This window comes from Sphingobacterium bambusae, from assembly GCF_033955345.1.
In the GTDB taxonomy this organism is placed as follows: Bacteria; Bacteroidota; Bacteroidia; order Sphingobacteriales; family Sphingobacteriaceae; genus Sphingobacterium; species Sphingobacterium bambusae.
The window spans coordinates 4930531-4954088 of record NZ_CP138332.1; the positions used below are offsets into that span (position 1 = coordinate 4930531).

25 protein-coding genes are annotated in these 23558 nt (G+C 45.2%); 17 read left to right on the forward strand and 8 right to left on the reverse strand.

The window, feature by feature from the left end:
- Nucleotides 1-77: 77 nt before the first annotated feature.
- The gene (locus SCB77_RS20430) at nt 78-839 is read left to right on the forward strand and encodes an SDR family NAD(P)-dependent oxidoreductase (protein ID WP_320183852.1); all 762 of its coding nucleotides are present in this window, start codon (nt 78-80) and stop codon (nt 837-839) included.
- A 66-nt stretch (nt 840-905) separates the two neighbouring features.
- On the opposite strand, the gene SCB77_RS20435 is transcribed toward SCB77_RS20430, so the two are convergent.
- Nucleotides 906-1319, reverse strand: a complete 414-nt coding sequence (locus tag SCB77_RS20435; RefSeq protein WP_320183853.1) for an OsmC family protein — start codon at nt 1317-1319, stop codon at nt 906-908.
- Between the two features lie 183 nt (nt 1320-1502).
- Here SCB77_RS20435 and SCB77_RS20440 point away from each other — a divergent pair, with 183 nt between their 5' ends.
- The 11 genes from SCB77_RS20440 (at nt 1503) to SCB77_RS20490 (ending at nt 10063) form a co-directional block, all read left to right on the forward strand.
- Nucleotides 1503-2078 (forward strand): RNA polymerase sigma factor, encoded by a 576-nt coding sequence (locus tag SCB77_RS20440; RefSeq protein WP_229826434.1) that lies wholly within the window; start codon nt 1503-1505, stop codon nt 2076-2078.
- Between the two features lie 13 nt (nt 2079-2091).
- Nucleotides 2092-2415 (forward strand): hypothetical protein, encoded by a 324-nt coding sequence (locus SCB77_RS20445; RefSeq protein WP_320183854.1) that lies wholly within the window; start codon nt 2092-2094, stop codon nt 2413-2415.
- A 259-nt stretch (nt 2416-2674) separates the two neighbouring features.
- A complete protein-coding gene (locus tag SCB77_RS20450) occupies nt 2675-2968 on the forward strand; it encodes a hypothetical protein (RefSeq protein ID WP_320183855.1) in 294 nt (97 codons plus the stop codon).
- Nucleotides 2969-2987: 19 nt separating this feature from the next.
- Nucleotides 2988-3443 carry an Hsp20/alpha crystallin family protein gene (locus SCB77_RS20455; RefSeq protein ID WP_320183856.1) on the forward strand — a complete coding sequence of 152 codons (456 nt, stop codon included), beginning with the start codon at nt 2988-2990 and terminating at the stop codon, nt 3441-3443.
- Between the two features lie 729 nt (nt 3444-4172).
- Nucleotides 4173-4883 carry a DUF4198 domain-containing protein gene (locus SCB77_RS20460; protein ID WP_320183857.1) on the forward strand — a complete coding sequence of 237 codons (711 nt, stop codon included), beginning with the start codon at nt 4173-4175 and terminating at the stop codon, nt 4881-4883.
- A gap of 156 nt (nt 4884-5039) precedes the next feature.
- Nucleotides 5040-5321 carry a hypothetical protein gene (locus tag SCB77_RS20465; protein WP_320183858.1) on the forward strand — a complete coding sequence of 94 codons (282 nt, stop codon included), beginning with the start codon at nt 5040-5042 and terminating at the stop codon, nt 5319-5321.
- Nucleotides 5322-5324: 3 nt separating this feature from the next.
- The gene (locus SCB77_RS20470) at nt 5325-5624 is read left to right on the forward strand and encodes a hypothetical protein (RefSeq protein ID WP_320183859.1); all 300 of its coding nucleotides are present in this window, start codon (nt 5325-5327) and stop codon (nt 5622-5624) included.
- Nucleotides 5614-7248: a PepSY-associated TM helix domain-containing protein gene (locus SCB77_RS20475; RefSeq protein WP_320183860.1), complete on the forward strand. Its 1635-nt coding sequence runs from the start codon at nt 5614-5616 to the stop codon at nt 7246-7248. Before SCB77_RS20470 ends, SCB77_RS20475 begins: the two co-directional genes overlap by 11 nt.
- A gap of 175 nt (nt 7249-7423) precedes the next feature.
- A complete protein-coding gene (locus SCB77_RS20480; RefSeq protein ID WP_320183861.1) occupies nt 7424-7612 on the forward strand; it encodes a hypothetical protein in 189 nt (62 codons plus the stop codon).
- 150 nt (nt 7613-7762) lie between these two features.
- Complete coding sequence (locus SCB77_RS20485; RefSeq protein WP_320183862.1) at nt 7763-8632, forward strand: DUF808 domain-containing protein; 870 nt, start codon at nt 7763-7765, stop codon at nt 8630-8632.
- Nucleotides 8633-8881: 249 nt separating this feature from the next.
- A complete protein-coding gene (locus tag SCB77_RS20490) occupies nt 8882-10063 on the forward strand; it encodes a metallophosphoesterase family protein (RefSeq protein ID WP_320183863.1) in 1182 nt (393 codons plus the stop codon).
- A gap of 53 nt (nt 10064-10116) precedes the next feature.
- On the opposite strand, the gene SCB77_RS20495 is transcribed toward SCB77_RS20490, so the two are convergent.
- Entirely contained in the window at nt 10117-10821 is a 705-nt protein-coding gene (locus SCB77_RS20495) for an arylesterase (RefSeq protein WP_320183864.1), read from the reverse strand.
- 36 nt (nt 10822-10857) lie between these two features.
- Here SCB77_RS20495 and SCB77_RS20500 point away from each other — a divergent pair, with 36 nt between their 5' ends.
- Nucleotides 10858-11526 (forward strand): ABC transporter ATP-binding protein, encoded by a 669-nt coding sequence (locus tag SCB77_RS20500; protein WP_320183865.1) that lies wholly within the window; start codon nt 10858-10860, stop codon nt 11524-11526.
- Nucleotides 11523-14054 carry an ABC transporter permease gene (locus tag SCB77_RS20505; RefSeq protein ID WP_320183866.1) on the forward strand — a complete coding sequence of 844 codons (2532 nt, stop codon included), beginning with the start codon at nt 11523-11525 and terminating at the stop codon, nt 14052-14054. The genes SCB77_RS20500 and SCB77_RS20505 overlap by 4 nt, the downstream gene beginning before the upstream one ends.
- Nucleotides 14055-14081: 27 nt before the next feature.
- Here SCB77_RS20505 and SCB77_RS20510 read toward each other — a convergent pair whose 3' ends face one another.
- A complete protein-coding gene (locus tag SCB77_RS20510; RefSeq protein WP_320183867.1) occupies nt 14082-14936 on the reverse strand; it encodes an AraC family transcriptional regulator in 855 nt (284 codons plus the stop codon).
- Between the two features lie 129 nt (nt 14937-15065).
- Here SCB77_RS20510 and SCB77_RS20515 point away from each other — a divergent pair, with 129 nt between their 5' ends.
- Together SCB77_RS20515 and SCB77_RS20520 are read left to right on the forward strand one after the other, a co-directional pair.
- Nucleotides 15066-16133: a Gfo/Idh/MocA family oxidoreductase gene (locus SCB77_RS20515; protein ID WP_320183868.1), complete on the forward strand. Its 1068-nt coding sequence runs from the start codon at nt 15066-15068 to the stop codon at nt 16131-16133.
- 3 nt (nt 16134-16136) lie between these two features.
- Nucleotides 16137-17087, forward strand: a complete 951-nt coding sequence (locus SCB77_RS20520; protein ID WP_320183869.1) for an MBL fold metallo-hydrolase — start codon at nt 16137-16139, stop codon at nt 17085-17087.
- A 69-nt stretch (nt 17088-17156) separates the two neighbouring features.
- Here the strand turns inward: SCB77_RS20520 and SCB77_RS20525 are convergent, their stop codons facing one another.
- Both SCB77_RS20525 and SCB77_RS20530 read right to left on the reverse strand, forming a co-directional pair.
- Nucleotides 17157-17348, reverse strand: coding sequence for a cold-shock protein (locus tag SCB77_RS20525; RefSeq protein ID WP_320183870.1), 192 nt, complete (start codon nt 17346-17348; stop codon nt 17157-17159).
- A 47-nt stretch (nt 17349-17395) separates the two neighbouring features.
- Complete coding sequence (locus SCB77_RS20530) at nt 17396-18532, reverse strand: DEAD/DEAH box helicase (RefSeq protein WP_320183871.1); 1137 nt, start codon at nt 18530-18532, stop codon at nt 17396-17398.
- Between the two features lie 511 nt (nt 18533-19043).
- Between SCB77_RS20530 and SCB77_RS20535 the strand changes: the two genes are divergently transcribed.
- Nucleotides 19044-20534: an acyl-CoA dehydrogenase family protein gene (locus SCB77_RS20535; RefSeq protein WP_320183872.1), complete on the forward strand. Its 1491-nt coding sequence runs from the start codon at nt 19044-19046 to the stop codon at nt 20532-20534.
- Nucleotides 20535-20637: 103 nt separating this feature from the next.
- On the opposite strand, the gene SCB77_RS20540 is transcribed toward SCB77_RS20535, so the two are convergent.
- Genes SCB77_RS20540 through SCB77_RS20550 form a run of 3 tightly spaced genes read right to left on the reverse strand, consistent with a single transcriptional unit; the run spans nt 20638 to nt 23298 of the window.
- Nucleotides 20638-21435: a PhzF family phenazine biosynthesis protein gene (locus tag SCB77_RS20540; protein ID WP_320183873.1), complete on the reverse strand. Its 798-nt coding sequence runs from the start codon at nt 21433-21435 to the stop codon at nt 20638-20640.
- Nucleotides 21436-21459: 24 nt separating this feature from the next.
- Nucleotides 21460-22878 (reverse strand): aminotransferase-like domain-containing protein, encoded by a 1419-nt coding sequence (locus SCB77_RS20545; protein WP_320183874.1) that lies wholly within the window; start codon nt 22876-22878, stop codon nt 21460-21462.
- Nucleotides 22879-22899: 21 nt separating this feature from the next.
- Nucleotides 22900-23298 carry a hypothetical protein gene (locus SCB77_RS20550; protein ID WP_320183875.1) on the reverse strand — a complete coding sequence of 133 codons (399 nt, stop codon included), beginning with the start codon at nt 23296-23298 and terminating at the stop codon, nt 22900-22902.
- Nucleotides 23299-23558 lie beyond the last annotated feature (260 nt).

The following is a 23558-nucleotide window of genomic DNA, read 5'->3' on the forward strand; positions in this document are numbered from 1 at the left end:
TTTGCAAAGGAAGCTTTGATGACTGCAAGTCCGGAGAACCACTTGCTGCGTAATTTTGTTTTATAAATATCGAAAAGATGAAAACAGCAAAATTAGCACTTATCACAGGCGGAAGCCGCGGCTTGGGCCGCGACATGGCCTTGAATTTAGCGAAAGAAGGTAAAGATGTGGTTTTTACCTATCACAGCGACGAACAGAAGGCTTTGGCTACGGCCAAGGAGATTGAAGAACTGGGACAGCGCGCCTACGTTTTTCAGTTGGATACACGTGATGTCAAGCAGTTTGACGGCTTTATTGCGCAACTGATGCAACGTTTACAAGAGGACGGACGCGAGCAAAAGATCGATTTTCTGATCAACAATGCGGGTACAGCACTGTACGCCGGCTTCCTAGATACGACGGAAGAGCAGATCGACGAGATGTTCTTGATCCATTACAAAGCGGTGTTTTTCTTGACACAGAAATTGGTGCCTTATCTACAGGATGCCGGGCGTATCATCAATATATCTTCAGGCTTGGCACGCTTCTCTTTCCCGGGAAGCTCGGGCTATGCGTCTATGAAAGGCGCCGTAGAGGTGTTAACGCGTTACTTGGCGAAAGAGCTTGGGGCACGTAAAATAGCGGTCAACGTGGTGGCGCCGGGCGCTATAGAAACAGATTTTGGTGGCGGCAGAACGCGCGATGACGCAACGATCAATGCCAACATCGCCGCAGCAACAGCCTTGGGCCGTGTAGGCCTTCCCGAAGATATTGGGGCTATCGTTGCATTCCTCTGCTCCGAAGGCGCCGGCTGGATAAACGGCCAGCGTATCGAAGTGTCTGGCGGCATGCTGTTATAAGTCGTAAATCCCCAACAAAAACGGCCTAGCTCCAAAGGAAGCTAGGCCGTTTTTGTTGGGACAAGTTTAAGGTTCCAATGTCGCGCTCAAGGTAATTGCAAAACTGAATGCACCACTTACGGGGCAATTTTCCTTTGCTCCTTTAGCGATTTCCTGAAACTGATCATCGGCTATACCAGGAACTTTAGCGTTTAAGGTCAATGCTGATTCAACGATTTTTCCATTATCTAGTGAAATGACCGATGTTGTTTCCAGCTTTTCCGGTGTGAAGCCTGCTTCAGTGAGATCCAAGCTTAACTTCATGGTGAAGCATCCGGCATGTGCCGCAGCCAGTAATTCTTCCGGATTGGTGCCTATACCATCCGCAAATCGGCTGTTAAATGAATATTGTGTTTCGTTCAATACCGTACTTTGGGTAGTCAAATGTCCTTGTCCCTCTTTAATAGTGCCGTTCCAAACGGCGGTTGCTTTGCGTTTCATATGCTTTTTATTGATGTATTGGAATAACAACCGTAATTGAAAATAGTGTGCATTTTCATAAAAACGTGACGATTGGCTGATAAAGTAGGGTCAATAAACGGCTGTAGACGCTATTGTTTCCACGCATTAACAATTTTATGCCTATTTTTAGAGTAAATAAGATAGCCTAACGTCTATCTTACCATGGACATTCCACAGCATTTAGAGATGGCGCAGAAAAACTCCAAATCCGTAACAGATTTGATAAAAACCTATAGTGGTCAGCTCTTGCGTTTTGTGAAAGGAAGAGTGAAGAGAGATGAAGATGCCGAAGACATCCTACAGGAGGTTTGGTTTCAGTTTAGCCGCCTGACCAATATCGATGAGTTGGAAAATGTAGGTGCTTGGTTGTATCGCGTCACACGTAACAAGATCACAGACAGTTATCGCAAAAGCAAGACTGAGGCGCTCGACGAAATGGTGGAGGATGGCGAGGAAGGGGAATTTCCCATTCGGCAGCTATTGCTTGCCGATGATTCGCAGGATCCAGAGCTGAAGATGTTTAAGGATATCTTTTGGGACGAGTTGATGAAGGCACTGGACGAACTGCCCGAGAAGCAGCGGAAAGTCTTTCTGCTGAACGAGATGGAAGACAAAACCTTGCAAGAAATTGCTGATATGGAAGGCGAGAAGCTGAAGACCATCATTAGCCGCAAAGGCTACGCGGTGAAGCACTTGCGTTTGCGTTTGAAAAGTTTATATGACGAATTAAAATATTAGGAGATATACGATTATGGGATTTAATAGACATGGAAAAAGAAAAGGCAAATTTGTTTTTATCTTTTTTGCGATACTCTTAGGCTGCGGTTTGCTGATTGCGCTGCTGCAGTATCTATGGAATACGTTATTGACCGATATTTTCGGCTTAAGAGCCATCAGCTATTGGGAGGCGCTCGGATTGTTTATCCTGTCGCGCATTCTTTTTGGGCGTGGATTTGGAAAGCCTAAAAACGGTTTTCGAAGGAACCAACAGTTAGAAGAGTCGATGTCAGAGGAAGATCGGGAGAAATTAAAAAGCGAATGGAGGAAACGGTTTGAAGAAAAATGTAAATGTTAAAAACTGCATAAAGATATAAATGCGTAAAAGAAGGTCGGGACGATATGTTCGACCTTTTTTTGTGTAAAATCGTTCCGTTTTTATAGGTATGGACCCGTTTAAATTGAATTGTTATATCCATTAGGAGCCTATTTTTTTAGTTTTCGTCGGTCTCCGAATAATTTTTGGAAGAATTTTGAAAATGCTTAAAGTAAAGTCGAGGGATTGCTCGTCTACTACAGCAAAGGCCTTTAATATTAATTGTAAAACAAAAGAAAAAATGAAAAATAAATTTAAATATATCTTACCGAGCCTGATAGGCTTGACGGTCATCTTGGGCGCATTGAGCTTCTTGATTGTAGCGCTGTTTAAGATCATGATATTGATCACCGTTGTTACGGCAGTTGGCATGTGGATCGCTGCAAGGCGTTTCAAAAGAAGGATTCGCCAGCAAGAAATGGCCGTTCCACACTTTCGGAATGCCGGTTTTTTTGCAAATGAAAATATGATCGCCGTCGTACCCGTATCATTTAAGTCACAGTCGGCCAAAGCCGCCATTATTCCCGTTCGATAACCCATTAAAAAATTACAACATGTTTAGAAGAAATCAACAATCCGATAATAACCACCAACAAGCAGCATTTTGTGGTGCTGCGTTCCGCAATAAATTCGAGAAATTTCAACAGCACTTTTTTGACGGTGCTTTTAATGAAGGGCATGGAGCGGCCTCCCAAGTGCCAGCGAATATAGTTGAACACCCAGCTTATTTTGAAATTCAGCTCTTTGCCGCAGGCAGAAAGAAGGAACTTTTCAAAGTTGTCGTAGAAAACAACTTGTTGCAGGTGTCGTATGAAGAGCCTATAACCGAGCAGACTTCGGAGTTTCGCCATCAGGAATATGTAGCTGGATCGTTCAATCGTGCATTTAAACTGGACGAGCAGGTGCTTAGCGATAACGTGCAGGCTAGTTTTGAGGATGGTGTGCTTACCATTATCTTGGCCAAGAACCCGGAAACTAACAAGCCAGTTCAAGAGGTGCACATCAGTTAGCTGTGTAGACCTCATTTCTAAAGAGGCAGCTTAACAAACGAATACTTTTCGTCATCGCGAGGTGAAATGACAAGGCAGCAATCTTTGCATATAAACTGCAGATTGATTCCTACAGACCAGCATACGGCGGTCGTCATACATCCTCGCGATGACGTGTTTTTATCGAGTAGTACCCCCTCAACAAAAGCCCTTTTTTTATGATACCCGTTTATTTATGCATCCGCAGTTTTCGATAAACCAATAGCCTTCGCTCTACTATCCCTATGCAACGGAGGAGATGCATTATGCAAAGGGATCTTTGCGCAATGAAACAACTTAAAACCACTGGGAAACCATCCAAACGCTAACTGTTCTGCCTCTAATACTAGCGATAATTTGGCGTTTTCAACCTGAAAAAATGTAAAACTTATGGGAAATGCCTCACTTCACTAGTGAAATGACATTTTTTCTATGGAAAGCTTGTTTAAAGCAGTGTAAAACGTGTTTTTTGTCGGTCGCAAATTTCATCGTCTCAAAAAAATCATCTTTTTTGTCATTTTAATGTCATGTGGAAATAGCGTTTTATTGCTATAAGGAGCAAATTGCTGTTCGTTCTATATATTTTTATGTTTTTTAATTATACTAATTCTAAATAATAAAAGTTTAATTATATTTGCCCGAATACAGAAGGGGCCATTAATCCCCCTATTGTGTTCGGTTGTTTAGTTTAAGTACATTAAAACATAGAAAATGAAATCATTATCCTACGTATTACTCGTTTTTGTCGCGCTGATTCTGGGTGGAAGAACCGCGGAAGCACACGCTATTTGGTTGGAAAGCTCAGCGCAAGCAAGCAAAGGGCAGGCGCAAGAGGTTCGTGTTTACTACGGCGAGTATGTCACTGCTGAATTGGAGAAAACAACGGATTGGTACTCTGACCTACGTTCTTTGGAGGTATTTGTTGTAAAACCTGATCAATCGCAAATAAAGCTAACCTTAGAAGATAAAGGCGATTATCTATTATCTTCTTACACGCCCGAAGAAGATGGAGTTTATTTGATCTATACCACACACCCCACGAAGGATTTGGGTGGTAAAACGCGCTACGAGTTCACTTCACAACTTGCTGTTCAGGTGGGAAAATCCACCGCCGCTGCGCAAAGCAAATTGCCTTACGAGGTTAAGGTAGCTGCGAAAGCTTTCAAGAAAGGTGATAAAGTTGCGATAAGCTTGACGAAAGATGGTAAGCCCGTTCAAGGTCAGGATATCCTACTGATGTCTGCTTCAGGCTGGTCAAAAACCTATAAGACGGATGCACAGGGCATCGCTACGGTTGATGTGCTTTGGTCTGGAAAGTATGTTGCGGAGTTCGGGCATAGCGAAGAGGCTTCCGGCACTTGGCATGGGGCGGCATATAGTGCAACTTGGCAAGGTATAACCACCAGTTTCTCTGTAAAATAGTACTTGCTTGGTTGTCCAATGGGTTAAAACTGGACATCCCAACAGATATAGAGATGGCTACCTGCACAAGCAGGTAGCTATCCGTTTCACAAACAGCCCTAATTAATTATGTTTTCGTTTATTTTATTCCTTTTTTTTCTAGGCTTTTTTTGCTTGATGAATACGTCAAAGCGTATAAGTTGGCCGCAGAAAAATGATTTTCTACAACGATGGAGCGTTCGCCTGAAAGAAAGTCGGTTAGTAGCCGGCTTGTTATTTCTACTCGCCACCGTGCTAGCGATTTATTTCCTAGGATTAGGAGCCGGGATTTTTGGAGCGCTGGTTATGCTGATGGCGATCGGCTGCTTGAGCATCTTGTTTTTTCCGTTTCGTTATATCGGACTGCGTGGCGTTGTCGCGTTGTTCATCGTTTGTCTTGTCTTGGAACTGATTTTTTAAACCATGCCAGCTAATAAGAAATATTTAACAAAATCACCATGGCTAAGGCTTAGTAAGATCCTTGCCGGAACTGTCGGCGGTTATGCCGTGATGCTAAGTTTTCATCTTGCACTTTGCAGCTTTCTCCCTAAAGGAGAAGTCGTGGCCACGGCCTTTATCATGGGGTATATTATGTGGTCATTTTTACTGCTGTGGGCTTTCGTCGCCAAAAATGTATGGCGCGTATGGTTAACCTACATCCTGTTGACCATTATTTTTTTATTACCTTATTTATGGAGTACTACATTTAATCATGGATCCTAGAAAGTATAATATCTATTTTCATACTCATACGATCAGCGGTATTATTATAGCAGCGCTGTTGTATGTTATATTCTTTGCAGGATCTTTTTCCTTTTTCAAAGACAATATTACAGCCTGGCAGCATGGCAAATCTGCTGTTGCCGATACCGTGGAGACAGACTACAATTACCTGTTGGATTCGCTTTCCAAGCAGTACAATCTACTTGGTCGAAACTTCGATTTCTATTACCTCAAACAGGGGCATGGCGCTTATGTCAATATGAGTGTATCGGCCGACACGACAGTCAGTAAGCCAACACCTAAAAAAGAAGGGGGCGGCAGACGCAGGCGCGGCGCATCGGCAGAAGATTCTGCTTACTTTTTGTATCATTTTGCAGAAAAGAAGCCGAGTTCTTACGCAGAAGGATACGATATGGGTGAATTTTTGTATCGCTTGCACTTCTTGGCGCAACTCAATCAGCTGCCCATCAAGATTGGAACGCCTTTCGGCTATTTGTTGGCAGGCATTGTTTCCTTTCTATTCTTGTTTGCTTTGATCACAGGCTTATTTTTGCATTGGGACAAGATCAAAACCAACTTTTTTCTATTTCGGCCCTTTAGTAAATGGAAAACCGTATGGACGGATATGCATACGGCCCTTGGTGTAATTGGGTTTCCATTTCAGTTTGTGTTTGCTGTAACAGGAATCATCTTGATTGTCAATTTTGTGCTGATTACGCCCTTCAGTAAGCTGCTGTATGAGGGCAATGACGAGGCTGTCTATGAAGAACTGTTGTACAGCAAAAATATCAAGGTCGATTATGCGTACAGTAAGCTCGATCAAAGGTTTGACTTGAATGCCTTTGTTAAAAAATGGGAGTCGGAATGGAAAGACGCACAAATCACGCGATTATATATACGTAATTTCCAAGACAAGAGCATGCAGGTAGGGATTGAGTTCAAGCCGCTTTCCAAGGTTGCCTTCGCCGGATCGGGATACGCCCTGCAGGAAATTGAGAGCGGTAAGGTATTGGCCTACAAGTCACCGACCAAGGACGGTACCTATATCGATGCCGTCAAAAGCATCATCTACCACTTACATTTCGGAGACTTTGGAGGACGACCGTTGCAGATCACTTTTTTCACCCTTGGATTGATGGGCTGCATGGTCATTATTTCAGGTATTGTGATTTGGCTCGTCGCGCGCGATAAGAACAACGTGCCGGCCCACAAACGAAAATTTAATTTTTGGGCTTCCAACTTCTTCCTTGCCGGTTGTTTAAGCATGTTGCCCGTCACGGCCTTTACATTCGTTATGCTCAAGGCATTGCCCGTTATTAACCAATCGGTGATCTATAATGTATATTTTTACAGTTGGTTAGTTCTTGGGGTTTATTTGATGGCATTGCGCAACCTCGGACGCATGAACAAGCATGTATTGGTTCTATCTGTGCTGACCTGTTTTGCCGTTCCTATTGCGAATGGAGTGACAACTGGGCACTGGTTTTGGAGAACTTGGGCAGCGGGAGCTACGGATCTTCTCGCTATTGATCTGTTGTTTTTTATTTTGGGCATAGGTTGCTTAGTTGCTTTCCTGAAGGTACGTAAGCAAGCAAAGCCTTTCCAAATATTGGCTAAAAAGTAATCTGTCCCCTGCGCCGTACGATGACGGCTCGTTGATCGCCTCGGTAGCATTTTCATGTTGTCGAGGCGATTTTGTTTCCCGGAAACCCTGTTCTAGGTCATGCTTACAGCATATGCCACTATACATCTAAACGTTTTTTGCTTGGTTTCGTTCTTTATAGTAAAGAACAAAAGCTATGGAACAGATAACAGTAACGACCGAGCGAGGTGTAGAGACGACAACAACATTGAAAAATGGCGATGTTCTGATCGAGATTGCCCAAATCCCAAATGACGATGTTGGTATCCCCCAAGCAACAGCATTTTACCTGAATAATGAATTGGTGGAACGGAGTTTCTTCCAGCAGCGATTAAAGGAAGGCTAGCTGAGGTAAGCCGAAGCGTTTAGTCGAAAGATGTCGGTTTAAACTTTCTGTTAAACGAGGAATTGTTAACAAAAAAATATTTTTTGTGCAGCAGCGGGAAACGATGAAATGAGCGGATTAATTCCTACTTTAGTGCACAAAAAAAGACATATGGCATCAGGTATTTTTGCAATTTTTGATGATATAGCTGCGTTGATGGACGATGTGGCTGTGGCAAGCAAAATTGCTACACGGAAAACGGCAGGTATATTGGGAGACGACTTGGCAGTGAATGCCGAGAAAGCAACGGGCTTCCTCTCTTCTCGCGAACTTCCGGTACTGTGGGCGATCACGAAGGGATCGTTGTTAAACAAAATCATCATCGTACCTATTGCATTGTTGCTCAATGTTTTTTTTCCTATCGCCATCAAAGTCATATTGATTTTGGGTGGATTTTATTTAGCCTATGAAGGGGTAGAGAAAATTATCGAATACCTTTTCCACCGCGCAAAGACGGGTGAGGAGGTGATCGCAAAAAGCGAAGAAAATGCAGAAGAGGTAGAACGTACGAAGATCAAGTCGGCAGTTACGACGGATTTTATCCTCTCGGTAGAGATTGTGATTATCGCCTTGGGTACCGTGTTGGACCAAAGTTTAACGATACAGATATTAACGGTGTCCGTGGTCGCTTTGTTGGCTACAGTAGGCGTGTATGGCATTGTAGCGCTTATTGTTCGGATGGACGATGCGGGCTATGCATTAATAAAAAAATCAGAAAATAAAGGCTTTTTAGCGAAGCTAGGTGCTGTATTGGTGAAATCGTTACCCATTATTATCAAATCGTTAGCCGTGATTGGAACTATTGCTTTGATTTTGGTGTCGGGCGGAATTTTCGTGCATAACATCGATTACTTGCACCATCTATTGCCGGCAGTACCCGCGATGCTCAAGGAGGCCTTGATAGGCTTAATAGCAGGGGTTCTTGTGGTAGCGGTCGTCAGTATTTTCCAAAAGCTGTTCAAGGTCAAAAAGAGCCATTAGAAAAAAAGAGGTTTTTCGTTTTCGAAAAGCCTCTTTTTTTGTTGCAGAGGAAGGGATCGAACCTTCCATTTACTCTCCACTGATCGAGTGCTCTGCTTAGTGTTTCTCCACGAAACGGAGGCAAAAATAGTAGATTTTTGAAAGGATAAGTGGTTGGATTGATTTGATAATATAATTATCACGATTCGTTAATGTTAACAGATGCTCGCTGTTAACCTCATGTTCATATTGAAGTTTTATATTTGTTTTATGATGGATAATAGATTTCGCACCGCCGTTGTTTTAAAGGAGATAGCGGATGACGCGCATAACTTTAAAGCTTTACCAGAACCTAGCGGTTGTTTTCCGTATCGATTGCAGCTGGAGGCCGTATTGGGTGATGATGTGGCAGCATGGTCAGACAAGATTTCTTTTCACATGCTTGGCGATACCGGCAGCCCGCGCTATTCTTCGTTTCAGGCGGTGGTGGCCGAGGTGTTGAACGAGCAGAGTAACCGCGAGGTGTATGCCGAAGATACCCCCGCTTTCTTGTACCATTTGGGTGATATCGTTTATAACCACGGTGAAGCCAAGGAGTACCCAAAGCAGTTTTTGGGTCCCTATGAACGTTACGAGGCGCCGATATTTGCGATTGCTGGTAACCACGATGGAGACATCAACCCCGAGAGTGCGGTTCCCTACCAAAGCTTAGAGGCCTTTATGGATGTTTTTTGTGATACCGAGAGGCGCCCCATTGGCTTTGGCGAAGGAAGTAAGCGTAAAAGCATGATTCAGCCGAATGTCTATTGGACGTTGGAAACTCCGGTAGCCCGCATCATCGGTCTTTATCCGAATGTGATCAAACATGGAGCTATCGATGCGGAGCAGCGCGCTTGGTTTATCGAAGAGCTTCGCCATGCGCAAGCACATCGGGAACAGCAAGCTGTTGTGTTATGTATACATCATGCGCCTTTTTCTGCCGACACCAACCATGGATCGAGCGAAAAAATGATTGACTTTCTAGATAGCGCCTTTGAAGAGTCTGGAATGCGACCCGATATCGTGTTCAGCGGTCATGTGCACAATTACCAACGTTTCGAAAGGACCTATGCAGATGGTCAGGTGGTCCCCTTTATTGTGGCAGGCGCTGGAGGCTATGTGGATTTGCATCAGGTGGCGCATAAGTCGGAAGCTAGGGTAGAGGCATTGTCGGTAGCGGATGGATCGGTGCAGTTGGCTGCATTTTGTGAAGACCACTATGGATTTCTGAAAGTAGATGTGCAACGCACAGCCGAAGGGTTTCTTATGGATGTTGCCTATTATATACTTCCCAAAGATGTAGAGGAAGCGAAAAATATCGGTGCAAGTCTCTTTGAGCAAGTTTCCGTGCCAATTAACCGTGATCTATGCCTTTCACACGAGGAAAGTAAAGGTTTTTCGGAACGATCGTGATGCTTCATCTGCAAAATGAAGAAATCTATGATGCTATGTGGCTATTTCGGATATTAGCCCTTCAACAAAGGTTGTAACACTTTCCAAACGTTGTCGGCAACTTTTACTTGCCCAGCTTCCGTGGGATGTATGCCATCGGCTTGGTTAAGGGGAGCTTGACCCGCCACACCGTCTAGCAAAAAGGGGATCAATTCCATTTGCTGTTCCTTGGCCAACTTGGGAAATAGAGCTTTAAACTCTCCGAAATAATCTTCACCCACATTTGGTGGAACCAACATCCCGGCAAGCACTAGTTGGCAAGACGGATATTTTTCCTTCACTTTTTGTACGATTTGGCGTAAATTTTCGTAGGTGCTGGTAGGATCTATGCCGCGCAATCCATCATTGGCACCCAGCTCTAGGATAAAAATGTCTACCGGATTTTGGAGCAGCCAGTCGATGCGTTCATTACCTCCCGCACTGGTTTCGCCGCTAAGCCCGGCGTTCACTACGGTATATGGTAGATTTAAAGAATCAATTTTTGCTTGGATCAGTTCTGGGAAAGCGTCCTTAGGATCTTCAAGTCCGTATCCGGCGGTCAAGCTATCACCAAAAAATAATATGGTCTTCGACTTCGTTGAAGGGTTGTTTTGGGATTGTTGGGTTGAATCGGAATCGCTATTTTCTGCCGTCGATCCGCTGGAGCTATTTGTATTGCTGCAGGAAATAGAAAAAATGACAACGAAAAGAAAAAAGCACCGTCTATAAAGTGAAATCATATTACTAATTTAAGCAAAAGTAAGAGAACAACAAATATGTCAACAGCAATACTACATATCAATAAGGTATCCAAGTCATATGGCAAAGGAGAATCTGCCGTTACGGTTTTAAAAGATATTGACCTTTCGGTCGAAAAAGGAACGTCATTATCCATTGTCGGCCCATCGGGCAGTGGCAAAACAACGCTCCTCGGGCTGTGCGCCGGCTTGGACCAGTCGACCACGGGCGAGATTATGCTGAACGGCATTCGGCTGAATGGGCTGAGCGAGGACAAATTGGCGGCAGTGCGAAACGCACACGTGGGCTTTGTATTTCAGAATTTCCAATTGCTGCCCACCCTTACTGCCTTGGAAAACGTTATGGTGCCCTTGGAGCTAAAAGGTATGCGTAACCACCGGAAAACAGCCATAGATCTTTTAGAAAAGGTGGGCCTCGCCCATAGGGCGGCACACTATCCATCGCAACTTTCAGGAGGCGAGCAGCAGCGGGTGTCGTTGGCACGAGCCTTTGCCAATCAACCGCAAATATTGTTTGCCGATGAGCCCACGGGTAATTTGGATGCCGAGACTGGCGCTTTGGTAGAACAACTGCTTTTTGACTTGAATAAATCTGCCGGAACCACCTTGATTTTGGTGACCCACGATTTGCAGCTGGCGGCGAAAACAGATCATATCTTATCCCTTAAAGGAGGGCGTATCGTATGAGTTGGAAATGGATTTTTTTGATGGCTTGGCGCGATAGCAGGCGTAGCCGCGCCCGTCTATTTTTGTATATCGCATCGATTGTTTTAGGTATATCCGCTTTCGTGGCCATGGATTCGTTCAAGACCAATCTTAACCGAGATATTGATGCGCAGGCGGCCGGTTTGCTGGGCGCCGACCTAGAGCTGTCCTCACGCACATCGCCGCAGGATGGAGCGCTTGCCTTTATTGATAGTATCGCAAAAAAAAGTGAAGGCCATGCTCGAGAAGAACGTTTCGTGTCGATGCTGCGCTTCGTGAAAAATGGTGAATCCCGGTTGATACAGGTTCGTGGATTATCCGCCGGCTATCCCTATTATGGCGCTGTGGAAGGTGAGCCTACCCATATGATGGATAGCCTCAGCGATCCTTCAAAAGTGTTGCTGGAAAATGAGTTGATGCTGCAATTTAATGCGTCGATAGGCGACTCTGTACAGATCGGCGATCAAGTGTTTACCATTGCTGGCAAGGTGTTGAAGATGGCCGGCAGAACAGGCTTTGCCAGTAGCATGGCACCATCGGCACTTTTATCATTGGATGCCATGGCCGCAACAGGCCTCAAGCAGGTGGGCAGCCGTGTAGATTACTTTTACTACTTTAAGCTACCTCGTTCCTTCGCTATCGATGGTTTTGCACAGCGAAATGAAGAGCTGCTGGAAAAATACCAACTGGGATCGGCGACGATAGCTTCGACTAAGGAAAATACAGGACGATCTTTTGCTGACGTGACCCGCTTTATGCAACTGGTGGGCTTCGCAGCTTTGCTACTGGGAGCCATCGGTGTTTCCAGTGCCGTGCATGTTTACGTGCAGGAAAAGATGGTCACAGTAGCCACCTTGCGCTGTTTGGGTGCTACCGCCAAAAAAACGTTTGCTATTTTCTTTGTGCAATTTGCGGTTATCGGTGTGTTATCCGGTATCGTTGGGTCTGTTTTGGGCTCGCTCTTACAGTATCTGCTGCCGCTAGTGATGCAGGAATTTGTACCTGTTGACCTTTCATCCGCCGTTTCGTGGACAGCCATCTTACAGGGCATTGTGCTGGGCTTTGGCATTGCCGTTTTGTTTGCTTTATTACCGCTCAGCAGCATACGCAAGATTTCTCCTTTAAATACCTTAAGGGTAATCTCTGATACAGCTGGTTCGCCTGCAGATCCACTACGTTTGGCCATTATCGGCTTGATCCTGCTATGTCTAACGCTGTTTTCCAGGTTGCAATTGGAGGATTTGAAACAGACGGCCTTTTTCGTATTGGGGATTGCCTTTACCTTTGCGGTGTTATATGGCACGGCACAGGGATTGATGTTTATGGTGCGGCGTTTTTTTCCGCAACGATGGCCTTACGTGTGGCGACAAGGGCTCGCCAATCTGTTCCGTCCGCGTAACCAAACGATTGTCGTGGTATTAGCGATAGGATTCGGTACCGCGCTGATCGCCACGCTATCCTTTGTGCAAGACATGCTCTTAAAGCGTGTGGATGTAAGCAATGATGGCGGACAGGCCAATGTTGTATTGTTTGACATACAGCCCGGCCAGCGGGAAGGTCTGAAAACATTGATCGAGGAGCAGCGTCTTCCGGTGATGGAAGAGGTACCTATTGTTACCTTGCAGCTTTCGGAGATCAACGGGCACAATCTGCAGGATGTGCTAGCCGATTCTACCTTGGGGTACTCGGCGCGTGCTTTTCGTGGCGAAATACGAGCTACCTATCGAGATTCCTTAGCCGATTCGGAGACATTGGTCGCCGGAAAATGGATAGGGCAGGTTCAAGCGATGGATACGGCACAAGTATCCTTGGAAGAAGGCTACGCAGAACGGATAGGAGCAAAGGTTGGGGACAGGCTACTGCTCAATGTGCAAGGACTGCCAATGCCAGCGCGCGTGGCTAGCTTGAGGCGTGTAGATTGGAACCGCTTTCAGACGAACTTCCGCATGGTGTTGGCCAAAGGCTCGCTGGAGAAAGCACCTCAGTTTTTTGTGATGATGACCAAAGCGGAGAATGAAGGACAGTCGGCAGCCTTGCAGCGCAACGTGGTGCAATCTTTTCCGAATGTATCGGTTATCGATCTACACAGTTTGATCGCCACCTTGACCGAAATTTTGGATAAAATAGGCTTTGTCATTCGCTTTATTGGTTCGTTCAGCATCTTAACAGGTGTTATGGTGCTATTTTCATCGCTGATGATTAGTAAATACCAACGGTTGAAAGAGAACGTCTTGCTACGCACCTTGGGCGCCAGCAAGCGGCAGATTGGACAGATCTTGTTTTCCGAGTACCTGTTTTTAGGGTTGTTTTCTGCACTCACCGGTTTGCTGATCGCCGTGGTTGCCACCAATGCGCTGGCTCTATTCGTTTTTGAAGCTACCTTTGTACCATCTATCGTCATCCTGCTAGGACTGCTTGTTGCCGTCGTACTGGTATCGGTAGTTATTGGTGTCTTTAACAGCTTGTCCAGCCTGAATAGGCCTACATTGGAGATACTAAGGAAAGACTAAGCGTATACGCAACTTTTATTTAGTGAACTAAGTCGGAGCTTCAGTTGCTACCGGCTTTTTTCGTAGGCTGCTAGGCGAGGGCTTGTCCCATTTTTTTAGATAGTGGCACAAGTGGCTTTCATCGCTAAAACCAAACTCAGCGGCTATCTGTTTCAAGGTCATCTGCCCAGATCGTACACGACTTTCGATCAATTTTGATCGATAGGCATCAATGTATTTTTTGTAGCTGATCTCGAAGTTACGCTTAAAGTAAGCGCCGAAGTAGTTTTCTGCAATATGAAACTGCTCGGATATCGCTTTGATGCGTATCGCGCTCGGCTGGTAAATATGCTGATGGATGTAGTAGATAAGTTGCTCTTTATCGATGACGTCCTTATTTGCTGTTTTTTCCTGTTGTAGGTTTGTTTCTACGAGAAGTCCGAAAACGGAAAGGATTTGATGATATAGCAAAGGTGAATGGGATAGTTCCTGAAGCCCTTGATATTCGGCAATATTGTCGATCAAGTTTTTTAAGGTCTTGCGATAAGGCTGGGGAATCCGCAATTTTTCCTCTTTCCAATGCGCATTTTTCATTAACGCTATAGGAAAAAGATCCAACGAGCCATGAAGGAAGAGATCTTGATCCTGATGAAAAAAGCTGTCCGTGAATTTGATGAAGCAGAACCGCGTCGTTTTCACAATTTCAAAGTAGTGTTCGTCGTCTGGAGATAGCAAAAACACATCCCCCGCAGCATAAGGTACAACTAGCTTGTTGAAGTGGTGTCTTCCGGAGCCCTTATAGATATAGATAAGCTCGTAGTATGTATGGCTATGTATGGGGAGCGGATAGGTATCCGTACTGTATGTTTCAATTTCTAGTTCTTCGAAAAGTCGACGTTTCATGCCGTTAAATTACAAGTTTATGTTTGTTTTTTACAATAGATTGGCTGCCGTTTTCAAGAAATTGCACTATAGCGATTGGTATAGTGCTTCAAGCGCTGTCAAGATCATTTAGAAAACAGCACATTTATTATGACAGAAAACAAAATCAATACAGCAATCTTAGGATACGGTTTTTCAGGTTCGGTTTTTTTTGCACCATTTTTGGCTATTCATCCCGGTTTTAATCTTGTGGCCGCGTTGGAGCGAAACAAGAAACGTATTCAGGCTGACTACCCAGACGTTACCTCGTATGAGAAACTAGATGAGCTCTTACACGACGAAAGGATTGAACTGGAGGTTGTCAATACGCCCATTGATACGCATTATGAGCTCGCTAAAGCGGCGCTGGAAGCGGGAAAACATGTGATTGTAGAGAAAACGTTCACTACCTCGGCAGATCAAGCGCTTGCGCTTCAACAGTTGGCTCTCGATCGGAGTTTACAGCTTTTTGTTTATCAGAATCGACGTTTTGATAGCGATTTCTTGACTGTAGAGAAGGTATTGCGCAGCGCGAAGCTAGGGGAGGTCGTAGAAGCCTCGTTATCCTATGATCTGTACCTGCCGCAAGTGCGTGGGGATGTACATACGGAGCAGCCTTGGAGTGGAGGCGAATTTAACAACCGTGGATCGCATGTGGTGGATCAGGCCGTTAAACTATTTGGTCTTCCAAATGCGGTGATGGCAGATTTTGCGGCATTTCGTCCGCATTCACCCGTAGAGGACTATTTCGAACTGACGTTGACCTACGTGGATAAGCGGGTGAAAGTACGCGGAACGGATATAGCCTGTGGACAACAGCCCGCCTTTGTGTTGCATGGACTGAAGGGCAGTTTTATAAAATCAAGATCGGATAGGCAGGAAGAGCTACTGCTACAAGGGCAAAAACCAAGTGCGCTTGAATGGTGGAGCGAGGAGCCCACAGACTTCGGCCATTTAAGGTATGAGCTAGAAGGACAAATCATGACAGAACCTGTGGAAAGCGAGGCGGGAAACTACTACCATTACTTTGAAGGCGTGTATCAAAGCTTGCGACACGGAGCTGCTGTTCAGGTATCGGGTATAGACGGCTACAAAACGATGTTGGTCATGGATGCCGCGCGCCGCAGTGCGCGTGAAGGCCGTTGGATAAAGATTGAAGCTGCCACCGATTTATTGTAAGCGATGAATAGAAAAACATTTATTGGCGCATCCAGCATAGTAGGGGCTTCGTTGTTGGCCAATGTAGGAAAAGCAGTTTCCAGTAGCCGGCCGCTGCCCGTATCTTCGGCGTTAACGTTGCCCAGGTTGTCTGAGCTTCGGCGGCTGGCTATCTGCATACCGGGGGAGCATGCCGTAGGTCTTAACGTGACGAAAGTAGCTGATGCGGTGCGTCCGGCCAATGTGGTGGTCAAAGGACATGAGGCTCAGCAAATGATGACCTTAGCTCGAACAGTTTATCAGCTTGAATATGCTGATGGCACGGTGATGATCGACTCGGGCATGGACCTTGAAACGCACCGCACATTCGGAAAAACGGAGGAGCCATTCTACCCAGAAAACTTCGAAACTGTTCAAGAAGCTTTGTTGCAGGCCAAGCTTATTCTTTTTACGCACTACCATGCCGACCATACCGCCGGCGTTATCCGTTCGCCCCATTTCGATAAGATTGCTCATAAAGTGTGGTTGACGCGCGACACGGCAGATTTGTTGCTCCATCATCCGCACAAGGAAACGGTGCATATAGCGGAAGACCGATTGAACCGTTTTGTCGTTGCCGACTTTTCAAACTGCTTGCCCTTGGCACCAGGGCTGGTTATTTGGAAGACTCCCGGGCATACCACAGATTCGAAAATGCTCTATATCCGTTTGCAGGACGGTCAGGAATTTATACATAGCGTAGACAGTGGCTGGTCGATGCAGAACATTCTGGAGATGAAGATGAAAAACGCTAGCTGGGTGAAGGAAAATGAAACGCAACTGTTGGAACAGTATCGCTGGCTCAACGAGATAATGAGCGAGAACCCCAAGTTGACCGTGCTCTGTACACACGATAATGAGCAATATGAGAGGCTACGTGCCGACGGGATTTTAGGAAGCACGCTGCATACTGCTGCTAGTCAAACGAAGCGTTGAAATCACTTGATAATAAAAACGCGTTGCTCCCGATGGAAGCAACGCGTTTTCTTTGCCAAAATGTTGGACTTAGATAACGCGAACGCGAACTGCGTTTACGCCTTTTTTTCCGTTTTCAACTTCGAAGCTAACATCGTCACCTTCGTTTACTTCGTCAACTAGACCTGATACATGGACGAATATGTCTTGACCACCGTTTGATGGTGTAATGAATCCGAAACCTTTAGTTGTGTTGAAAAATTTGATTTTTCCTTCTTGCATGATAATTGTATTTAAATGTATTATATTTTATTAATGTCTATTGATGTTTAGGCTACGCTTTCCTTGCGTGACTTTAATTTTGCCACCTTGATCACGTTGCCTGTTAATTTCTGTATGCCATCGAGGTTTTTACGTTCCTCACTGCTGCATAGCGATACAGCAATACCGGTTTTTCCGGCTCTACCCGTTCTACCGATACGGTGCACGTAGGTTTCGGATACTTCGGGCAGTTCGTAGTTGATCACGTGAGGTAGCTCGTCGATGTCTATACCTCGTGCCGCAATATCCGTTGCCACTAAGATCTGTATTTTTCCATTTTTGAACTCACTCAATGCCTTTTGGCGAGCACCTTGCGACTTGTTTCCGTGTATGGCCATGGCATGAAAACCTTGCTTGTTGAGCATCTTCGCAACGCGATCGGCACCGTGCTTCGTCCGAGTGAACACTAGTGTCTGTTTCGGGTTTTCTTGTCGCAATAGGGAAACGAGAAACTTTGGTTTTTCGGGTTTTTCCACATGATATACCGACTGCTCGATAAGTGCTGCCGTTGACGACACCGGATTTACGTTGATCTCTACATTTTCGCGAAGGATGGATGTAGCAAACTTGCGGATAGGAGGTGGCATCGTTGCCGAAAAGAACAGGGTTTGTCTTTTCGCCGGTAGGAAGCTTAATATTTTCTTGATATCATTCACAAAACCCATATCCAGCATGGTGTCTGCTTCATCGAGCACAAGGATCTCTACCGAAGAAAGTTTAATTTCCTGCTGCCGTGCCAAGTCTAGTAGACGTCCCGGCGTAGCGATGACGATGTCAGTACCTTTGCGCAGGCTGCTAATCTGCATGTTGGCAGAAACGCCTCCGAATATCAACGTTTGTCTGGTCTTTAGGTATTTTCCGTATAACTTGAAGTTTTCTTCTATTTGTATGGCCAGCTCGCGTGTAGGCGTCAATACCAGCACACGTGGTGCTCCATTAGACGACTTTACTGCTGCAATTTTTTGAATGGATGGAATGGCAAAGGCTGCCGTTTTTCCCGTGCCAGTTTGTGCACAACCAATAAGGTCTTTATTGCTCAAAATAACCGGTATAGCCTTCTCCTGTATAGGCGAAGGGTTGTTATAGCCCATTTCGCGTATAGCGTCTAGAATAGGCGGAATAATGTTTAAATCTTGAAATGTCATGATAGAGTAGGAAATCTCTTACGCGCAGCGAAAGCTATCCCTTGAAAGGCCTTTAAGTGTATAGTGGATGTTTTTTGCTGACAATCCAAATGTGGTGATCATTGTTCTTTTCCTAAATAAATAATAGGCGGCTGATAAAGCGAAAACTGAACAATAAAAATCAAATCAGCAATAGCAAAGGCAGTAGCCTGAATAAGGAACAAAGGTACAGTAAATTTGTGTAAACAAAATATTTATTTTTTTTCGTTTATAATAACACCCGGAAAGATCGGTTAGGCGGCCTTTTAAATCCCTATGGAAAGGGCATTAGCCTTAGTTTTGCCTTCATATTTTAAGAAATACTTTTAAAATTAAATTTTTGTTTTAACGGATTGACATACAAGTTCTTTTGTTGTTTTGCGTGGAAAATGACGTGTTTTGCTCTTTAGCATAGACCTCTACCTTTCTAGAAAGCCTATTTTATTTTGTACATTTACAAAAATCGGCAAACCATACGTGGCCGGTTAGTAATATGAAAGAAAACTATAGTGAATTTTTAGGTCGTTTTGAGAAGAGGTTGCATTGCCTTTTCCATAGCGAATCGAATATCAATGAATTGAGTGTGAACCGCGGCCTTCCTGCCGAAATATGGGACGGCATAATGGAGTTGAAACCACTTAGCGTGGCTATTCCAGAGGAATTTGCTGGACGGGGTACACAGGTGAAAGAATGTTTAGGAATTCTAGCCGCGGCCTCGTATGAATCGCTGCCTCTATCATTGACCTTCGGTATCAACATAGCGTTGTTTCTCGAGCCCTTCGCCAAGTATGGACAAGAGGGGATGAAGAACTACGTCTTTAGTCGCTTTTTGGAAGGACAAGCGATGGGCGGGTTAATGATTACGGAACCTGATTTTGGAAGCGACGCCCTAAACATGCGTACATTTTACACGCAGGAGCAGGACTCTTATCGCTTAAAAGGGACAAAGCATTGGCAGGGACTTACCGGAATGGCTGAGTTTTGGCTTGTGGCGGCTCGTAAACAGTTGGCCGATGGCGAATTGGCGCGCGATATAGATTTCTTCGTAACAGATAATAATAAAGAAGGACAGAAAATTCATGTAGAGCACTATTTTAACAACCTCGGGCTGTACATGATTCCATATGGTTTGAATACAATTGATATCGAAGTGCCCGCTGAACAGAAGTTGTTGCAGCATAGCACTGGTATTAAAATGATGTTGGACATTCTGCATCGCAGCAGGCTGCAATTTCCGGGGATGGGCATGGGCTTTATCAAACGTATGTTGGATGAAGCGTTGGCTCACTGCACCAGCCGCAAGGTAGGAGCACAAAAGTTGCTTGAGTTGGATTCGGTACAGTATCAGTTGTCACGTATTCAATCTTCGTATTCCCTTTGCTCAGGTATGTGTGCACGCAGCACAGCCATTAGTGGTATTGATCACGACCTAGCGACTAAAGGCTTGGAAGCCAATTCTATGAAAGCGTTGGTGACCGATTTAATGCAGGAAGCAGCACAGATTTGCGTGCAGCTATCCGGCTCTAGCGGTTACAAGATCGATCACGTTGCGGGACGTGGGATCGTGGATAGTCGTCCTTTCCAAATATTCGAAGGGTCAAACGAAATGCTGTATACACAGATTGCTGAAATCGTGGTTAAGCAGATGAAAAAGGAAAAACAGTCGAATTTGGGCGTTTTCTTGCAAACATTGGAACAAACGAAGCTTATAGGCGACCGCTTTGCCAAGCTGCTTGATTTTACTTTGCCCGAGGGCATGGTGCAACGTCAATTGATAGTGTTGGGTAAAGTTATCGCCCGTCTCATTACGTTGCAGTATGTTTTTGAGATGAGCGCCAAAGGCTTCCGATCGGATCTATATGAAAATAGTTTCAAGCATATGCAGATGGATATTCGCAAATTGCTTTCGGACTTCTCGAATGTCAATAACGCGACACCTATTGTCGAGTATCAAGAGGCTTCCAACTGGATGGATTTTATCTAGAAAACTAGGTTATATACTAAACAGAACAGGCTCAGCAAATTCTTGCTGAGCCTGTTCTGTTTAGTGCCTAAACCAACCAAGTAGCTTTCTTTACGGGGAGGTCTTAGTATTCCGGAAGAAATATTTCGCCACGCAGATAGAGCGCTGCACGTCCGGCAATTTCTACGCGGTCTTTTTGGTGGGCGCAATACAGTTCGCCACCCCGCTTGGAGAGTTGGCGCGCCGTTAATGTTTGTTTGCCGAGTTTTTGACTCCAATAAGGGATGAGGGTGCTGTGGGCCGAGCCACAAACGGGATCTTCGTCAACGCCCACGGCAGGTCCGAAAAAGCGAGATACAAAGTCCTGATTATCGCCTCTTGCGGTAACGATAATCCCACGGGCATCGATCTCTTTCATCAGTTGCAGGTTGGGAATAAGCTCGGCAATCTCTTTTTCGGAAGAAAAAACGAGCATATAGTCCGTCTTTCCTCGATAGGCTTCGATAGGTCTGGCATTCGTAGCTTCGATCAGGAGGTCGGTCAAGTCGGTTTTTTCGATTTGGTCTGTCGGAAAATCCAAGGCGAAAAGTCCGTCGACGACGTTGACATGTAGATAGCCACTGCGTTGCGAATGAAAGGTAATTTGCTGCTGCGAGGGCTCTTCAAAGTGGTGGATGACGTAGGCCGCGGCAAGGGTTGCATGTCCACAGAGGTCCACCTCGACGGCAGGTGTAAACCAACGGATGGCGTAATGCTCGGCATGTTTGACATAAAAGGCCGTTTCAGACAGGTTGTTTTCCGCTGCAATGTTTAACAATTGTTCATCGGAAAGCCACTTGTCTAGTGGGCACACGGCGGCAGGGTTTCCTCCAAACGTTGTAGCGCTAAATGCATCGATTTGAAAAATAGGGGTGCTGTGCATGGTATTTAAATTAGCTATGTTGTATTACTGTGTACGAATCAAGTTTCCCAAACGCTGTAGATCGAAACGTAGGCCCTCATTCCATTCGAGTGCAAAGTTCAAACGTAAGCAGTTGTTGTAGCGGTTATGTTGGGTGAACATGCGGCCCGGAGCGAAGCCTATTTTTTGACGGATAGCGAGATCGTATAGCTTGCTGCTGTCGCAATTTTTATCAAGCTCTACCCAAAGCATAAATCCACCCTGTGGACGTGATATTTTGGTGCCTTCCGGGAAGTAGTTATGTATCACGTCTTCGTAATGAAAGAAATTTGCTTGTAGTTTTTTTCGTAGCAAGCGCAGGTGATGATCGTAGCGTCCATGTTCCATAAACTCGGCCACTACTTCTTGGTGTAGGGAGGGCATAGCAATGGTCTGCAGGAGTTTTTGGCGTAGTACTTGGCTTTTGTAGCGTCCGGGGGCCACCCAGCCAATGCGGTATCCCGAGGCCAAGGTCTTGGATACCGAGCTGCACCACATCACGATGCCCGCCTCATCAAAGGCTTTGCAGGGCTTAGGGCGGCTGTTGTCGAAGGCTAGGTTACCGTAGATATCGTCTTCAATCAAGGGGATATTGTGCTGGGTTAGCATGGCTACCAGCTCTTTTTTATGTGCTTCGGGCATACTAGAGCCTAAAGGATTGGAGAAATTGGTTACGAAACAGCATACATCGATTTTATGAAGCACTTTCTGCAAGGCGTCAAGATGAATCCCGGTGAGGGGATGAGTGGGGATTTCAATTGCTTTTAGTCCCAATGCTTTGATGATCTGTATGGTGCCAAAGTAGATAGGGCTTTCGATAGCTACGGTGTCGCCCGGTTTTGTGACCGCCATAAGGCAGTTATATATCGCATTCATGGCGCCGGAGGTGGTAATAAGATCGTCCGCTTTTAATTTTCCATCCCATAACATGGACCATTTTGCAACGGAGCGCCTCAAATTGGCACTTCCCTGCACATCTTCATAGGACATCGATGCATCATGAAGATCCGTACGCCGAGCCAGCGTGATTAGGCTCTTGTGAAGTTTTTCTGTTGGCAATAGTGTTTTATCGGGCACCCCCAACGAGAACTGGCGAATTTCTTTGTTTTGCAGGTTGCTGAAAACCTTGGATATGAGGTCATCCGATATTTGTTCCTGTTCATTATAGCTGGGCAAAGAGCTGCTGGGCAAAGGTAGCTTGCGCAATGAGGTATGGCTAACAAAGTATCCCGACCGCGACAGGCCGTGGATGAGTGAGCGTCCTTCTAAAGTAAGGTAGGCTTGTTTGATGGTGTTGAGCCCCACTTGATGGAGTTGCTGCAGGCTACGCAGTGAGGGCAGCTTGTCGCCCGGGCTTAGTGTGCCCGCTTTAATCTGGTTTTCCATTTGGGCGGCTATTTTTAGATATAATGCTTCCTTCTTCATTCTTTTACAACCGGTATTTTATTAATTCCATTGATTGATCCATCGTACTAAAATAGTGATGTCTGTCGCCAATATTTCAGCCTCACATAAGTCGCCGAAGCTTTGTTTAAAAATCTCTTCTGAAAATAAAACTAACTTTCTTTTCGATACGTTGTCTACATTTTTTTTATCAAAGCAGGTATGAATTTCGATGGATCTTCCTTCCACGCAAACTGCACGAGCGAAGCCGATGATTTGTTGGTCTTCCTGCAAGATCGCTAGCGGTATGCCGAAGTCTGCCTGCACCGTGTTTGCCGCTACGCTAGCACTATGTTTATCGCGAATATTTGTCTTGTTTCCGCTTCGGTATACCGATACCAGCGCGCGCATGTCTTCAAGGTATACGGGTCTACAGAACTGTTCATCATGTTGCTTTTCCATGGCTCTATCTTCTTTGTGCATACAAAGCTATTCGGATGGAAGCAGCAGATACAGATCCAAATAAAGGAATTTTTTAGGACACAGACGAGGTTTTTGTTTGCTTGCACAGGTGTTTGCTCAGGGCAGCGGCTTTACACAAATGTAAACTGCTTGCAGAAGTTTTGCTAACACGTATTTGCAAGGCTGAAAACATAAAAAAATATAATGCATAAGTTAGGGCTGAATTGCGCAAGAATTAGTTCCTTTGTCCTGCGTCAGGT